Consider the following 15,551-nt stretch of genomic DNA (forward strand, 5'->3'; position numbering starts at 1 on the left):
TCTCAAGATCATTTCCCGGCCGGGTGCGCGATCCCCGTCTCCCGGCACGGGATCCCCCGCCCGAAAGCGACACGGTGGCACACCCCCAGACGAATTCCGGGCCCGTACCGAGACAACACCGGCGCGGAATTCCGGGCGGAGCCGCTGCGCATTCGTCCCCTCAGCGGTCGCTCAGCCGCCCGCTCATCCACTGGAGCGCCGCCGGGATCTCCCGTCGCCAGGTGTTGAAGTTGTGGCCGCCGCTGTCGAGGATGATCGACGAGATCCGCGTCGGCTTCTTGGCCTGCACCTGCTGTATGAACTTGACCGTGGACCGGTAGTCGTACTCGCCCACCTTGCTGCTGCTGACGAGCAGCGAGGTGTTCGGGGCGGGCAGATGCTTCAGGCACCACCACAGGTCGGCACGGTTGCGCAGGTTCTTGTCGCCATGGAAGAGGTCACCCGTGGTCGGGTCGATCGGCGCCTTGTAGTACGGCGACAGGCCCACCCCGGCGGCATAGGCGTCCGGGTGGTGCATCGCGAGCTTCAGCGCGCAGTAGCCGCCCGTCGAGTCCCCCATGACACCCCAGCTGCCCGGCTTCTTGCCCACCCGGTAGTGCGCCCCGATCGCGTCCGGCAGGTCCTTCGCGAAGAACGCCTCGGTGTGCGGGCCGCTTGGGACGTCCACGCACTCGGTGTCCCGGGGAGGCGCCACGCTCGGCCGCAGCATCACCAGGATCATCGGCTGCATCCTGCCGCTCTTGGCCAGCTCGTGCGCCGTCTGCGGATAGTGCAGACCCTTGATGAGCGCCTCGGCCGTACCCGGGTACCCGGTGAGGACGACGGCCGCGGGGAACGTCCGTGTCCGGTACTGCGGCTGGAAGTACTCGGGCGGCAGATACACATAGGCAGGCGCGGTGATATGTGTGGTGTGGCCCATTATGTCGACCCGCTGGATCTGACCGCCGATCTGTGGCTGCGCACCACCCTTCACATTCACCTCGCTGGTGTTGAGCACCTGGAGGGGGCCCCCGGCCGAACCGGCCAGCCCGTGGTTGACGACCACACCCTGGGCGCTCTCCTGGCCGAACAGGTCGGACCAGCTGGCGTAGAACCCGAAGGCCTGGTTGGCGGCGAGCCCGATCGAGGCGAAGATCGCGACCTGGGTGGCGAACAGCAGACCGACCCGTCCGCCGACGGTCCGCCAGTTGCTCCGCGCCAGCCGCGGCCAGAACCAGACCGTGCCGACGAACAGCAGCACGGCGAACAAGACCGCCAACACCAGCACTTTGTTGCTCGTGAGACCCATGGCTCTTTCCTGCCTGCGCTTTCGACCCATGGGGCGTGACCCGCACTTTCGCGCGGGCTTGCCCCGGACTTTCCTTCGCCTTTGAACCGGCTTTGAGGTGGGGAGTGAACCTCTCTCCCCGCGACACCGTCCTAGAGGGCGCAATGTCGCCGGATGCCCGAAACGGCACCGGACACAAGGTCTCTCGCAGAACTACGGGATGCGATGTCTGTCAGGATAGATGGGGAAAAGTCGGGCGAGGTTCCGGAGCGACAAGGAGTACACCGCATACTCCACGGCCCGCGTCCGGAGTCCGTCCCTGCACTGGTCGCCAGGGCCTGCACGCTCGTAGGGGTCCTGGACATTGCCGCAGGCGTCTTCCCGCGCTTCCGGCACAGCCGCATGCACCGCATCGTCGAGGTTCTGCCCGGAGCGTTCGGTCCGTTCGCGGCCGCGCTGTCGCTGTGCGCCGGCGTCCTGCTGCTCCTCCTCGCGCACGGGCTGCGGCGGCGCAAGCGCAGGGCATGGCGTGCGGCCGTGCTTCTACTGCCGGCGGGTGCCGTGGCGCAGTTCGTCTACCGCCACTCCGTCATCGGCGTGCTCATCTCAATGGCGCTGCTGCTGCCGCTGCTACGCCATCGAAGGGAGTTCGCGGCCCTGCCCGACCCGCGCAGCCGCTGGCGGGCGCTCGCCAACTTCGTGCTCATGGGCGCCGGTTCACTGGGGCTCGGCCTGATCATCGTCAGCGTCCACACGAACCGCATGGTCGGCGACCCGAGCGTGTCCGACCGCATCGAGCACGTGCTGTACGGCCTGTTCGGCTTCGAGGGCCCGGTCGACTACACCGGCGACACCTCCTGGACGGTGGGTTTCTCGCTCGGCGCGCTCGGTCTGCTGACCGCGGTCACCACGATCTACCTCGCGTTCCGCCCCGAACACCCCGCCGCCCGGCTCACCGAGGAGGACGAGACCCAGCTGCGCGCCCTCCTGGAGAAGCACGGCGCCCGCGACTCGCTCGGCCAGTTCGCGCTCCGCCGCGACAAGGCGGTCGTCTTCTCGCCGAGCGGCAAGGCCGCGGTCACCTACCGCGTCGTCTCCGGCGTGATGCTCGCCAGCGGCGACCCGATCGGCGACGTGGAGGCGTGGCCCGGCGCCATCGAGCGGTTCATGGACGAGGCCAAGGCCCACTCCTGGACCCCCGCGGTCGTGGGCTGCTCGGAGACGGGCGGCGAGGTCTGGACCCGCGAGACCGGCCTGGACGCCCTCGAGCTGGGCGACGAGGCGGTGGTGGACGTCAAGGATTTCTCGCTCACCGGGCGTGCGATGCGCAACGTACGCCAGATGGTGAAGCGCATCGAGCGGGCGGGTTACGAAACCCGGGTACGGCGCATCCGTGACCTCAGCGAGGGCGAGCTGGAGCGGATACGGCACGCGGCCGAGGACTGGCGCGGCACGGACACCGAGCGCGGCTTCTCGATGGCACTCGGCCGCATCGGCGATCCCGCCGACGTCGACTGCCTCATCGCCACGGCGCACAAGCCGGACGCCGCGGAAGGCCCGTACGGCGATCTGAAGGCGATCCTGCACTTCGTCCCGTGGGGCACCGACGGTGTCTCGCTGGACCTGATGCGCCGGGACCGCTCCGCCGACCCGGGGATGAACGAACTGCTCATCGTGGCCGCCCTCCAGGCTGCCCCGAAGCTCGGGATAGAGCGCGTCTCGCTGAACTTCGCGATGTTCCGCGCGGCCCTGGCCCGCGGCGAGAAGATCGGCGCGGGACCGGTGCTGCGGGCCTGGCGGGGACTGCTGGTCTTCCTCTCCCGCTGGTTCCAGATCGAGTCACTGTACAAGTTCAACGCGAAGTTCCAGCCGCGCTGGGAGCCGCGCTTCGTGGTGTACGCGTCCTCCCGCGACCTGCCGCGCATCGGCCTGGCCATGATGCAGGCGGAGGGCTTCGTGAACCTGGCGCTGCCGCGTCTGCTGCGCCGCGCCGCCCCGGTGCAGCGCCCCTGCGCCCACACGGTGGCGGAGCACGGGGTCCGGGCGGCCTGATCGGCCCGGGCCCGGGCGGGCTCCCGTGTCCGCCCCCTGGCAGGTTCGAGACGAGCCAGCCTGAGGCAGGTCCGGTCCCGGAAGATCCGGGCGAGGGCTCCGTCCGCCCAGCTCGGGAGCCCTCGCCCGGACGCCCACCCACCGGACCGTCCCCCAGGTACCCCGCCTCCCCCAGGCCACACCTGCGACTGCCGCGCCCCGGCGGCACCGGCCCCCGCACCCGGCCCGATCCGGCCTTCGTCCCGGACCCGCGGGCCCGGGGCGGAGCCGTCGGGGGCCTACGCTGAACATATGAGCACGAAGACCGGGCGGGGCCACGTGGCGGGCCTTCCGACATGGGACCGCTGCGCGGTCATGGGCGTCGTCAACGTCACCCCCGACTCCTTCTCCGACGGCGGCCGCTGGTTCGACACCACCGCCGCCGTCAAGCACGGCCTCGACCTGGTCGCGCAGGGCGCCGACCTCGTGGACGTCGGCGGCGAGTCCACCCGCCCCGGAGCCACCCGCGTCGACGAGACCGAAGAGCGCAGGCGTGTCGTCCCCGTCGTCCGCGGCCTCGCCTCCGAGGGCGTCACGGTCTCCGTGGACACCATGCGCGCCTCCGTCGCCGAACAGGCCCTCGCCGCCGGCGCCGCCCTCGTCAACGACGTCAGCGGCGGCCTCGCGGACCCCGCGATGGTCCCCGTCGTCGCGGCCTCCGGAGCCCCCTTCGTGGTGATGCACTGGCGCGGCTTCCTGGAGGGAGGCAACGTCAAGGGCGTCTACGAGGACGTCGTCTCCGAGGTCGTCGACGAACTCCACGCGCGCGTGGAGGCCGTGCTGGAGGGCGGTGTCGGCCCCGACCGGATCGTCGTCGACCCCGGTCTCGGCTTCTCCAAGCAGGCCGAGCACGATCTGGCGCTGCTCGCCCACCTCGACCGCCTGCACACCCTGGGTCATCCCCTGCTGGTCGCCGCCTCCCGCAAGCGGTTCCTGGGCCGTGTGCTGGCCGGCCCCGAGGGAGCGCCGCCGCCCGCCCGCGAGCGCGACGCCGCCACGGCCGCCGTATCCGCACTCGCCGCCCAGGCCGGCGCGTGGGCAGTGCGCGTGCACGAGGTCCACGCGACGGCGGACGCGGTACGCGTCGCACGCGCCGTCGAGTCCGCGCGCGCGGCCGAACCCGCGCCGGGCAGCGGCCCCGACGGCGGCCGCCCGGGCACCGGATCCGCCGAAGGAGCCCGGTGAGCGGCCCCCACACCGATGTCGAACAGGTCGAGCAGGCCAACACCGCCTTCTACGAGGCGATGGAGCGCGGTGACTTCGAGGAGCTGTCCTCGCTCTGGCTGACGCCGGCCGACCTGGGCGTCGACGAGGAGTACCACGACCCGGCGGACGCCGGCGTGATCTCCTGCGTCCACCCCGGCTGGCCCGTGCTGACCGGCCGCGGCGAGGTGCTGCGGTCGTACGCCCTGATCATGGCGAACACGGACTACATCCAGTTCTTCCTCACGGACGTCCATGTGTCGGTGACCGGCGACACCGCCCTGGTGAGCTGCACCGAGAACATCCTCAGCGGCGGTCCGGCCCCGGAGGAGGGCGAGGAGCTGGGCCCTCTCGTCGGCCAGATCGTCGTCGCCACGAACGTGTTCCGGCGCACCCCCGACGGCTGGAAGCTCTGGTCCCACCACGCCTCCCCGGTGCTGACCGAGTCCACCGACGAAGAGGACGACGACTCGTCGGCGTAAGCAGGTGGCATAAGCCGCCGGATTGGGTAGGCGGCCTGACGTGGCGGGAATCACCTACCTCCGGGTAGGGATCAGCTATCGCCCCGTAAGCCACCCTATTCCCCAGGGAAAACGCCCGATGAAGGCTTCGGCCATGGCAAGGGAGCGTGCTTCCGGGAGCAAACGCTGTCGGTCCCCGCAGGTAGATTCGTTCGCGGCTGGTGCACCGAGCGCACTCGGCGCGCACCTGTCGCTACCGACGATTGCAGGAGTGATTCGCGTGGATCGTGTCGCGCTGCGCGGCCTGAAGGCCCGCGGGCACCACGGCGTGTTCCCCAGGGAGCGCGAAGAGGGGCAGACCTTCATCGTGGACCTGGTCCTGGGCCTGGACACGCGGGCGGCCGCGGCCGACGACGACCTGTCGAAGACCGTGCACTACGGCATCGTCGCCGAGGAGGTTGTGGCCCTGGTCGAGGGAGAGCCCGTCGACCTCATCGAGACCCTCGCCGAGCGCATCGCCCACGTCTGCCTCAAGCACGCCCCCGTCCGCGAGGTCGAGGTCTGCGTGCACAAACCGGACGCACCGATCACGGTCCCGTTCGACGACGTGACCGTCACCATCTCCCGGAGCCGAGTATGAGCGCCTTCTTCGCCGGGGGTCAGAGCGACCCGACCGTACAGCCGGTGCCCGCTTCCGTGGTGGAGCGCGTGGACGCCGCCGACACGACCCTGCAGAACCCCAAACGCGCCGTGATCTCCATCGGCTCGAACCTGGGCAACCGTCTGGAGAACCTCCAGGGCGCCATCGACGCCTTGGAGGACACCCCGGGCGTCCGCGTCAAGGCGGTCTCCCCGGTGTACGAGACGGAGCCGTGGGGCGTGGCCCCGGGCAGCCAGCCGACGTACTTCAACGCGGTGGTCGTGGTGAAGACCACGCTGCCCCCGTCCTCGCTCCTGGAGCGGGCGCACGCCGTGGAGGAGGCCTTCCACCGGGTGCGGGACGAGCGCTGGGGCGCGCGCACCCTGGACGTGGACATCATCTCGTACGCGGAAGTCGTCTCCGGCGACCCGGTGCTGACGCTCCCCCACCCGCGCGCCCACGAGCGGGCCTTCGTCCTCGCCCCCTGGTACGACCTGGACCCCGCGGCCCAGCTCCCCGCCCGGGGTCCGGTGGCCGATCTGCTCGCCGCCGTCACCCGTGAAGGCGTCATCCCCCGCCCCGACCAGGAACTCCGGCTGCCGGAATAGTCGTTAAGGTCTACCGGGCCGGGATGCTCCCGGCTCCACGACCGCGGACGGGCGACCGTCCGGCTGACGAAGGGGCATCGTGAGAGAGCTGCGCATCAGGACGCTGGCAGCGGTGTTCGTGGTGGCCGGAGTGCTGTCCTGGGCGGCGGCCCGCCTGTGGAGCGCGGTGGACACACTCCCGCGGGTCCCCCTGGCCGCGCCTGTCGTCCTCGCCCTGATCGCCGTGGTGCTGCTGGCCACGGCGCTCTCCCTGCGCACCCGGTTCAAGGCCCAGCGGGAGCGCCGCCCGGAGGCGAAGGGCGTCGACCCGCTGATGGCGGCCCGAGCGGTCGTTTTCGGCCAGGCGAGCGCCCTCGTCGCGGCCCTGGTCGCCGGGATGTACGGCGGGGCGGGTGTCTTCCTCCTGGAGTCCCTGGACATCCCCGCGATGCGCGACCAGGCCATCTACGCAGGCTTCTCGGTCATTGCGGGGATCGCCGTCATAGCGGCCGCCTTCTTCCTGGAGCGCGTCTGCCGCCTCCCGGACGACGACGAGCAGAACGGCGACACGACATCGGTGTCCTAGGCCGCGGCGGCCCGTTGTTCCGGGCCGCGGCGCCGACGCCGGCTCAGCGCGCCATGATGAGGCTCATCGCCTCGTTGCGCGTGGCCGCGTCCCGCAGCTGACCGCGCACAGCCGAGGTGATCGTCTTCGCGCCGGGCTTGCGGATGCCGCGCATCGACATGCACATGTGCTCGCACTCGACGACGACGATCACCCCGCGCGGCTCCAGGATCTCCATGAGCGAGTCGGCGATCTGCGTCGTCAGGCGCTCCTGCACCTGCGGGCGGCGCGCGAACACGTCCACGAGCCGGGCCAGTTTCGACAGACCCGTGATCTTTCCGCTGGTGGCGGGGATGTAGCCGACGTGGGCGACGCCCCTGAACGGCACGAGATGGTGCTCACAGGTCGAGAACACCTCGATGTCCTTCACCAGCACCATCTCGTCATGGCCGATGTCGAAGGTCGTCGTGAGGACGTCCTCCGGCTTCTGCCACAGACCGGCGAATATCTCCCGGTACGCCCGGGCCACCCGTCCCGGAGTCTCGCGCAGGCCCTCCCGGTCCGGGTCCTCTCCGACGGCGATGAGCAGCTCCCGCACGGCGTTCTCCGCGCGCTTCTCGTCGAACTCGCCAATCGTGCCCTCGCCGTCCAGCGTCACCGGGTCGGTCATGTGGTGCCTCGTTCCTGCGCCTGCGACGCGCTCCCACCGCGCGTCTGATGGGCGGCCTGAAGGAAAGGCCGCGCCCCCCAGGCTAAAACCCTGGGGGGCGCGGCAGAAATTCCGGGCCTTACGGGGCCCTCGGGGAGGGATCGGTCAGCTCTCCCGGCGGTCCTCCGGAGCCGCGTCGGCGGGGAGGGCCTCGGTCGCGTTGGCGATCGCCGGGGTCGCGCCGTTCGCTCCGTTCGTCAGTGCCAGCTCCTTCGGGGAGAGCACCGGCGGGCGGGTCGACGGCGTGCGGCGCGAGGAGCCGGTCCAGGCGGGCCGCGGCGGGCGCTTGACGATCGGGGCGAAGATCTCGGCGATCTCCTCCTTGCCCAGCGTCTCCTTCTCGAGCAGCGCGAGCACCAGGTTGTCGAGGACGTCGCGGTTCTCGACCAGGATCTCCCAGGCCTCGTTGTGCGCGTTCTCGATGAGCTTCTTGACTTCCTCGTCCACGAGCGCGGCGACCTCTTCCGAGTAGTCGCGCTGGTGAGCCATCTCACGTCCGAGGAACGGCTCGGTGTTGTCGCCGCCGAACTTGATCGCGCCGAGACGCTCGGTCATGCCGTACTGCGTGACCATCGCGCGGGCCGTGGAGGTGGCCTTCTCGATGTCGTTCGCGGCGCCCGTGGTCGGGTCGTGGAAGACGAGCTCCTCGGCCGCGCGGCCGCCCAGCATGTAAGCGAGCTGGTCCAGCATCTCGTTGCGCGTCGTGGAGTACTTGTCCTCGTCCGGGAGCACCATCGTGTAGCCGAGTGCGCGGCCGCGGGACAGGATCGTGATCTTGTGGACCGGGTCGGAGTTCGGCGAGGCCGCCGCGACCAGGGCGTGGCCGCCCTCGTGGTACGCGGTGATCTTCTTCTCCTTGTCCGACATGATCCGGGTCCGCTTCTGCGGGCCCGCGACCACGCGGTCGATCGCCTCGTCCAGCATCTGATTGTCGATCAGCTTGCGGTCGCTGCGGGCCGTGAGCAGGGCCGCCTCGTTCAGCACGTTCGACAGGTCGGCGCCGGTGAAGCCGGGGGTGCGGCGGGCGACGGCCGACAGGTCGACGTCCGGGGCGACCGGCTTGCCCTTCTGGTGGACCTTGAGGATCTCCAGACGGCCCTGCATGTCCGGGCGGTCGACCGCGATCTGGCGGTCGAAGCGGCCGGGGCGCAGGAGGGCCGGGTCGAGGATGTCGGGGCGGTTCGTGGCGGCGATGAGGATCACGCCGCCCTTCACGTCGAAGCCGTCCATCTCGACGAGCAGCTGGTTCAGCGTCTGCTCGCGCTCGTCGTGACCGCCGCCGAGGCCCGCGCCGCGGTGACGGCCGACCGCGTCGATCTCGTCGACGAAGACGATCGCCGGGGCGTTCGCCTTGGCCTGCTCGAACAGGTCACGGACTCGGGAGGCACCGACACCGACGAACATCTCGACGAAGTCGGAACCCGAGATCGAGTAGAAGGGGACGCCCGCCTCGCCCGCGACGGCACGCGCGAGCAGCGTCTTGCCCGTACCGGGAGGGCCGTAGAGGAGAACACCCTTGGGGATCTTGGCTCCGACGGCCTGGAACTTGGCCGGCTCCTGGAGGAACTCCTTGATCTCGTGGAGTTCCTCGACCGCCTCGTCCGCGCCCGCGACGTCCGCGAAGGTCGTCTTCGGGGTGTCCTTGGTGATGAGCTTCGCCTTGGACTTCCCGAAGTTCATGACCCGGGATCCGCCGCCCTGCATCTGGTTCATCAGGAACAGGAAGACGACCACGATCAGGACGAAGGGCAGCAGAGAGAGCAGGATCCCGACGAACGGGTTCTGCTTGGACGGCGAGACCGTGTAGCCGTCCGGGATCTGCTTGGTCTGGTACTTGTCCTGAAGGATGTTGGCCAGGGACACGCCCTGGTTGCCGATGTAGCTCGCCTGGATCTTCGAGCTGCCCTGGACCTTCTGGCCGTCCTTCAGGGAGACCTTGATGATCTGCTCGTCGCCGGTGGTCAGCTTGGCCGACTGGACCTTGTTCTCATTGATCGCCGCCACGACCTGGCCGGTGTCCACCGTCTTGTAGCCGCCGGAAGAGCCGACGACCTGCATCAACACGACCACGGCAAGGACGGCCAGCACGATCCACATGACCGGCCCACGGAAGTATCGCTTCACGTCCATCCATACGGAGCGGTGCCGCCCCGTCCCTCCTGCCATAGTGAGTTTGATAAAGACAGTTCTTCTGACGGTACCCCAGGATTGTCACCCGCAGCCGCGGGGACCGCTGGCAATACCGTCCACGCATGCTCCAACGGCGCGAGACCCGCTGGGGTTCCCGAACGTCCTGAAAGTGCCCGGACCTCGGGTTCGGCCGCCGTCGCCGACGGCCGGACTGCTGAGGCTCAGCCGCCGTAGACGTGGGGCGCGAGCGTACCGACGAACGGAAGGTTGCGGTACTTCTCCGCGTAGTCGAGGCCGTAGCCCACGACGAACTCGTTCGGGATGTCGAAGCCGACCCACTCGACGTCGATGGCGACCTTGGCCGCATCCGGCTTGCGCAGCAGCGTGCACACCTTCAGGGATGCGGGCTCGCGCGAGCCGAGGTTGGAGATCAGCCAGGACAGCGTCAGACCGGAGTCGATGATGTCCTCGACGATCAGGACGTGCCTGCCCTTGATGTCGGTGTCGAGGTCCTTGAGGATCCGCACGACACCGGAGGACTGGGTGCCCGCGCCGTAGGAGGACACGGCCATCCAGTCCATGGTGAGCGGGGTGGACAGCGCCCGGGCGAGGTCCGCCATGACCATCACCGCGCCCTTGAGGACACCGACGATCAGCAGGTCCTTGCCCGCGTACTCCGCGTCGATCTTCGCGGCCAGCTCAGCCAGCTTCGCGTCGATCTCTTCCTTGGTGATGAGCACCTGCTGGAGGTCGGCACCCATGTCTTTCGCGTCCACCCGCATCACTTTCGGTCGTCCCGCCGCTCTGATTGCCCGCTCGCCCCCGGGGCGCCTGTGCCGCTGTGGACGGTCACCCGTCCGCGGACACCCGCGCGGGGGCAGCCGCACCGGCTGCAGCCCTCACGGCCGGTGTCCACTGTCCCTCGCGACAGCGGCACGCCCCTTCGGCTCGCTCGCGCGGCTGACCGGTCCCACCCCGAAGGGGTGACCGGGCGCCTCCCGAAGGGGGCGGGTTTTCAGCCGTGCCGAATCACCAGTCTGCCACCCTGACGCTGGGCGACGACTTTGCCCGGGAGATTGATGGCTCCCTGGCCGCGCCAACCGGTGATCAGCCGGTCCACTTCCTCGATGTGACGGGCGAAGAGGGAACCGGCCGGAGCGCCCGCCTCGATGGCGGCGCGGCGCAGGATCCTGCGGCGCACGGCGGGGGGCAGGGTGTAGAGCTTCGCGCACTCCAGGAGGCCGGCGGCGTCGCGTACGGCGGTCTCCGCCTGACTGGCCCAGGCGTCGAGCGCGTCGGCGTCGTCGCGGGAGAGCTGGGCCGTACGGGCGAGGGCTTCGACGACGCCCTTGCCGAGCGCCTTCTCCAGGGCGGGCAGGCCCTCGTGGCGGAGCCGGGAGCGGGTGAAGGCGGGGTCCGTGTTGTGGGGGTCGTCCCAGACGGGCAGGGCCTGGGCCATGCAGGCCTTGCGGGCGGTCTGCCGGTCGAGATGCAGGAAGGGGCGGCGGTAACGGCCGCCGGCCCCCGAGACCGCGGCCATGCCCGACAGGGAGCGGACGCCGGAGCCGCGGGCGAGGCCGAGCAGGACGGTTTCGGCCTGGTCGTCGCGGGTGTGGCCGAGGAGGACCGCGCAGGCGCCGTGGCGCTCGGCGGTGGCGTCCAGGGCGGCGTAGCGCGCGTCACGGGCGGCGGCCTCGGGACCTCCGGCGCGTCCGACGCTCACGGCGACGGAGTCGACGGGGTCGAGGCCCAGCTCGCGCAGGCGCAGGACCACCTCGTCGGCGCGCAGGTCGGAGCCCGCCTGCAGTCCGTGGTCGATGGTGATGCCGCCGGCCCGGATGCCGAGTTTGGGGGCCTCGAACGCGAGAGCGGAGGCGAGCGCCATCGAGTCGGCGCCCCCCGAGCATGCCACGAGCACGAGCGGCTCGACGGGGCGCTCGTGGAAGGCGGAACGGCCGCTCAGTTGTGCTATCCGCCCGGTGTTCTGTGCCGAGGTCTGCTCGGTGAGGATGTCGTGTAGGACGCGGCGGACCGCCAGGCGTATCGCCGCGACCGCAGGATGGGGACCCATGTCCGGTTCCCTTCATGAAGTTGTCGGGGGGTGAACCCGATCGCTGGTCACTCAGAGTGTGTAGATGGTGACAGAAACGGGCCGTTCCCCGAGCATTGCACGCCTACGCATGGCCCACGGTCCCTCGGACGAGTGATTGGCGGGGCGTTCACCTGCCGACGGCCGGATTCGTTTCACCCCGCTCGCGCACGGCTCACGGCTCCGCCCTGCGATGCACCCGCGCGACCCAGTCCGCCGGTTTGGCGATCTCCGCCTTGGTGGGGAGCGTGTTGGGAGAGGTCCACACCCGGTTGAAGCCGTCCATGCCGACCTGCTCGACGACCGCCCGCACGAACTGCTCGCCGTCGCGGTACTGCCTGAGCTTGGCGTCCAGGCCCAGCAGCTTGCGCAGGGCGAGGTCCAGGCGGGACGCACCCCTGGCGCGGCGCTGCTGGAACTTCTCGCGGATCTCGGCGACGGACGGCACCACGTCCGGGCCGACGCCGTCCATCACGAAGTCCGCGTGGCCTTCCAGGAGGGACATCACGGCGGTCAGCCGCCCGAGGATCTCCCGCTGGGCGGGCGTCTGCACGAGTTCCACGAGCGAGTGACCGTCGTCGCCCTCCTCGCCCTCCGTGCGTCCCCCGGCGAGCGACTGGACCGCTTCCCTGATGCGCTCCAGGACCGTCATGGGGTCGACATCGGTCTCCCCCAGGAAAGACTGGATTTCGCCCTCGAGGTGATCGCGCAGCCAGGGCACCGCCGTGAACTGCGTGCGGTGCGTCTCCTCGTGCAGGCACACCCACATGCGGAAGTCGTGGGGCTGGACGTCCAGCTCGCGTTCCACGTGCACGATGTTCGGCGCGACCAGCAGAAGACGGCCGCCGCCGTTCTCGCCCGCGGGCAGTTCGCGCGTGGCCGGGGCGAAGGTCTCGTACTGGCCGAGCACCCGGGAGGACAGGAACGACAGCAGCATGCCCAGTTCCACACCGGTGACCTTGCCGCCGACGGCACCGAGGACGACTCCGCCGGGGGTGCCCCCGCGCCGCTGCTCCATCTTGTCGAGGAGAGGCTTGAGGATCTCCCGGAACCCGGCGACGTTCGCCCGGACCCAGCCGGGCCGGTCGACGACGAGGACAGGGGTGTCGTGGACGCCCGCCTCCCCCATACGAGTAAAGCCCCGGACATGTTCCTCCGAGGCCTTCGCGTGGCGCCGCAGCTCCGCGACGACGGCACGGGCCTCGTCGCGGCTCACCTCGGGGCCCGGCCGCACGAGCCGGGTCGCGGTCGCCACCGCGAGATTCCAGTCGACCATCCCAGCAGATCCCGCACCACCGATGCTCGTCATGCGTCAACGGTACGTGAGCGGCGCCACTCCGGGCAGGGCAGCGCAACGCGGGACGATGCGCCGGAGGGGCGGTGCACCGCAGGGGGTGGCGCGTCCGTCGGGCCGCGCACCGCAGGGGCGGCGCCTCAGCGGCAGCCGCAGCCCGCCAGCTGCGCCGCCGTACGGTCCAGGGCCGTCCGGGCGGCCGTCTGGTCCATCGAACCGTCCGTCAGGAAGGCGAACGCCAGCAGCCGGCCGTCGGCGTCGACCACCGTCCCGGCGAGGGTGTTGACGCCCGTCAGCGTGCCCGTCTTGGCCCGTACGAGTCCGGTGCCCGAACGTTCCGCTGCATCGGCGTAGCGGTCGCTGAGGGTGCCCGTGAAACCGGCCACCGGCAGCCCGGTCAGGACCGTACGGAGTTCGGGGTGGGAGGCGGAGCCGGCGGTGGCGAGCAGGGACGTCAGCAGGTCCGCCGTGAGCCGGTCGTCGCGGTTCAGCCCGCTGCCGTCGTGGAACGCCGCGCCCGCGAGCGGGAGCCGGAGCCTGCCGAGCTGGGCGGCGATCGCGGCGGCACCCCCGTCGAAGCTCGGCTTGCCACCGGTGGCCAGGGCGGTCTGGCGCGCGAGGGTCTCGGCGATGTCGTTGTCGCTGTTGGTGAGCATCCGCTCGACCACGGCGGACAGGGGCGGCGACTGGACCGAGGCGACGGTCTCGGCGCGGGGCGTGGCCTTCGCCGCCGGGACGGCGGAGGCGGAGGTCTTGATGCCGCGCTCGCGCAGCAGACCGGCGAAGGTGCGGGCCGCGTCCCCGGCCGGGTCCGTGCTGCGGTCGGCGGGCCCGTCGGTGGAGTCGCCCCGGCGGCCCTCGTCGGCCGTCAGAGCCATGACCGGGGCCAGGTTGGGGTTGACCCCGATGGGGTGCAGCGCACTGCCCGTGAACAGCGAGGCGTCGTAGGCGAGCGAGACCGAGGCCAGACGGCGCTTCTTCAGGGCGGCGGCGGTCGTGTCGGCGAGGGTGCGCAGGCTCGCCCAGCCGTCGGCCTCGGCGCGGGCCGTCAGCGTCGGGTCGCCCCCGCCGACGAGCACCAGCTTGTCGGTGCCGGGCTCCAGCACGGTGCGGGTGGTGAAGCGGTGGTCGGGGCCGGCCGCGGAGAGCACCGCCACCGCGGTGGCGATCTTGGTGGTGGAGGCGGGGGTCAGCGCGTCGTCCGCGTTCTTGCCGTACAGGCGCTTGCCGGTGGCGATGTCGACCACGACGGCGGAGCGCCGTGAGCCGAGGGAGGGATCCTGGAGCAGCTTGTCGAGGGCGGCCGCCAGGGAGCGTACGCCGGGCGCCGACTGGAGTGTGGTGACGGCGCCGACGCCGGCCAGCACGGGCGCGGCGCTCGGCGCGGACGCCGGTTCCTGCGCCGCCGCGCCGGCGCCCCGCCCGTGATCTGCGCCACCCTCGCGGTCCCACGCTGCGGCCCGGTTGCGCTCGGCCGTACGCTGGCCGGAGGAGTCCCAGGGACCGGCAGCACTCGCGGCCCCGACCGCGAGCGCCAGGCCCACGACGGCGGCGACAGTCGCCAGCTGCGGGGTGGTGAGCCTCCCGGCACGCGGGCGCGCGAGCTGCGCGACCCGTGTGACGTGCGGTTTCACCGTTCCGGTGAACCGTGCCACGCGTGGTCTCACGGTCTCGGCGACCCGCCACGTACGGGGTCGTACGGCCCGGGCCAGGCGCGCGAGGCGCGGTCTCACGGCCTGCGCGGCCCGCGCCAGACGCGGCCCCGCGGCCCGCCAGGCCCTCAGCTCCGGCACGACCACCAGCCCCTTTCGCGATCACACACCTGCGTGAGGGACACTTAACCACCAGAACTATGTGCTGATCATGGAGGAGCCACCGGTGGAGTTCGACGTCACGATCGAGATCCCGAAGGGTTCGCGGAACAAGTACGAGGTGGACCACGAGACCGGTCGTATCCGCCTGGACCGTCGACTTTTCACCTCGACCAGCTACCCGGCCGACTACGGCTTCGTCGAGAACACTCTCGGCGAGGACGGTGACCCGCTGGACGCGCTGGTCATCCTCGAGGAGCCGACCTTCCCGGGCTGCCTCATCAAGTGCCGCACCATCGGCATGTTCCGGATGACGGACGAGGCCGGCGGCGACGACAAGCTGCTGTGCGTGCCGGCGTCCGACCCGCGCGTGGAGCACCTGCGGGACATCCACCACGTCTCCGAGTTCGACCGCCTGGAGATCCAGCACTTCTTCGAGGTCTACAAGGACCTGGAGCCCGGCAAGTCCGTCGAGGGTGCCAACTGGGTGGGCCGCTCGGACGCCGAGGCCGAGATCGAGCGCTCGTACAAGCGCTTCAAGGAGCACGGCGGCCACTGACCCCCGCAGTCGACCACGGGCCGCGTGATCCCCACAGGGTGACGCGGCCCGTTCGCGTACCGCCCCTGCACATACTGAGGCGTACAGGTGGTACGGAGCGGACAGGCTGAGGCGTACGGGGGGTACGCCGGGGACAGGCTGAGGC

Annotated in this window: 14 protein-coding genes; 7 read left to right on the forward strand and 7 right to left on the reverse strand. The window is 70.8% G+C overall.

The window, feature by feature from the left end:
* Positions 1 to 160: 160 nt before the first annotated feature.
* Positions 161 to 1,288 carry an alpha/beta hydrolase gene (locus ACFYX0_RS14210; protein ID WP_388970139.1) on the reverse strand — a complete coding sequence of 376 codons (1,128 nt, stop codon included), beginning with the start codon at positions 1,286 to 1,288 and terminating at the stop codon, positions 161 to 163.
* Positions 1,289 to 1,492: 204 nt separating this feature from the next.
* On the opposite strand from ACFYX0_RS14210, the gene ACFYX0_RS14215 reads away from it, so the two are divergent.
* From ACFYX0_RS14215 to ACFYX0_RS14240, 6 genes are all read left to right on the forward strand, one after another.
* A complete protein-coding gene (locus ACFYX0_RS14215; RefSeq protein WP_388970141.1) occupies positions 1,493 to 3,319 on the forward strand; it encodes a phosphatidylglycerol lysyltransferase domain-containing protein in 1,827 nt (608 codons plus the stop codon).
* Between the two features lie 291 nt (positions 3,320 to 3,610).
* Positions 3,611 to 4,543: a dihydropteroate synthase gene (folP, locus tag ACFYX0_RS14220; RefSeq protein ID WP_388970143.1), complete on the forward strand. Its 933-nt coding sequence runs from the start codon at positions 3,611 to 3,613 to the stop codon at positions 4,541 to 4,543.
* A complete protein-coding gene (locus ACFYX0_RS14225; RefSeq protein ID WP_355912959.1) occupies positions 4,540 to 5,043 on the forward strand; it encodes a nuclear transport factor 2 family protein in 504 nt (167 codons plus the stop codon). The genes folP and ACFYX0_RS14225 overlap by 4 nt, the downstream gene beginning before the upstream one ends.
* A gap of 259 nt (positions 5,044 to 5,302) precedes the next feature.
* Positions 5,303 to 5,662 (forward strand): dihydroneopterin aldolase, encoded by a 360-nt coding sequence (gene folB, locus ACFYX0_RS14230; RefSeq protein ID WP_388970145.1) that lies wholly within the window; start codon positions 5,303 to 5,305, stop codon positions 5,660 to 5,662.
* Positions 5,659 to 6,270: a 2-amino-4-hydroxy-6-hydroxymethyldihydropteridine diphosphokinase gene (folK, locus tag ACFYX0_RS14235; RefSeq protein WP_311694806.1), complete on the forward strand. Its 612-nt coding sequence runs from the start codon at positions 5,659 to 5,661 to the stop codon at positions 6,268 to 6,270. The genes folB and folK overlap by 4 nt, the downstream gene beginning before the upstream one ends.
* Positions 6,271 to 6,349: 79 nt before the next feature.
* Positions 6,350 to 6,835, forward strand: coding sequence for a DUF3180 domain-containing protein (locus ACFYX0_RS14240; protein ID WP_311694807.1), 486 nt, complete (start codon positions 6,350 to 6,352; stop codon positions 6,833 to 6,835).
* Positions 6,836 to 6,878: 43 nt separating this feature from the next.
* Here the strand turns inward: ACFYX0_RS14240 and folE are convergent, their stop codons facing one another.
* The 6 genes from folE to dacB all read right to left on the reverse strand — a co-directional run bounded on the left by folE (position 6,879) and on the right by dacB (position 14,835).
* Positions 6,879 to 7,484: a GTP cyclohydrolase I FolE gene (gene folE, locus ACFYX0_RS14245; RefSeq protein WP_311694808.1), complete on the reverse strand. Its 606-nt coding sequence runs from the start codon at positions 7,482 to 7,484 to the stop codon at positions 6,879 to 6,881.
* 144 nt (positions 7,485 to 7,628) lie between these two features.
* Positions 7,629 to 9,653, reverse strand: a complete 2,025-nt coding sequence (gene ftsH / locus ACFYX0_RS14250) for an ATP-dependent zinc metalloprotease FtsH (protein ID WP_355912965.1) — start codon at positions 9,651 to 9,653, stop codon at positions 7,629 to 7,631.
* A gap of 221 nt (positions 9,654 to 9,874) precedes the next feature.
* Complete coding sequence (gene hpt / locus ACFYX0_RS14255) at positions 9,875 to 10,435, reverse strand: hypoxanthine phosphoribosyltransferase (protein ID WP_311694809.1); 561 nt, start codon at positions 10,433 to 10,435, stop codon at positions 9,875 to 9,877.
* A 233-nt stretch (positions 10,436 to 10,668) separates the two neighbouring features.
* A complete protein-coding gene (gene tilS, locus ACFYX0_RS14260; RefSeq protein ID WP_355912971.1) occupies positions 10,669 to 11,724 on the reverse strand; it encodes a tRNA lysidine(34) synthetase TilS in 1,056 nt (351 codons plus the stop codon).
* Between the two features lie 193 nt (positions 11,725 to 11,917).
* Positions 11,918 to 13,051: a zinc-dependent metalloprotease gene (locus tag ACFYX0_RS14265; protein WP_388970148.1), complete on the reverse strand. Its 1,134-nt coding sequence runs from the start codon at positions 13,049 to 13,051 to the stop codon at positions 11,918 to 11,920.
* A gap of 125 nt (positions 13,052 to 13,176) precedes the next feature.
* Entirely contained in the window at positions 13,177 to 14,835 is a 1,659-nt protein-coding gene (dacB, locus tag ACFYX0_RS14270; RefSeq protein ID WP_388970150.1) for a D-alanyl-D-alanine carboxypeptidase/D-alanyl-D-alanine-endopeptidase, read from the reverse strand.
* Positions 14,836 to 14,914: 79 nt separating this feature from the next.
* Between dacB and ACFYX0_RS14275 the strand changes: the two genes are divergently transcribed.
* Positions 14,915 to 15,406 carry an inorganic diphosphatase gene (locus ACFYX0_RS14275; RefSeq protein ID WP_311694813.1) on the forward strand — a complete coding sequence of 164 codons (492 nt, stop codon included), beginning with the start codon at positions 14,915 to 14,917 and terminating at the stop codon, positions 15,404 to 15,406.
* Positions 15,407 to 15,551 lie beyond the last annotated feature (145 nt).

It is taken from the genome of Streptomyces sp. NPDC002573 (assembly GCF_042889625.1).
Lineage (GTDB): Bacteria > Actinomycetota > Actinomycetes > Streptomycetales > Streptomycetaceae > Streptomyces > Streptomyces gibsoniae.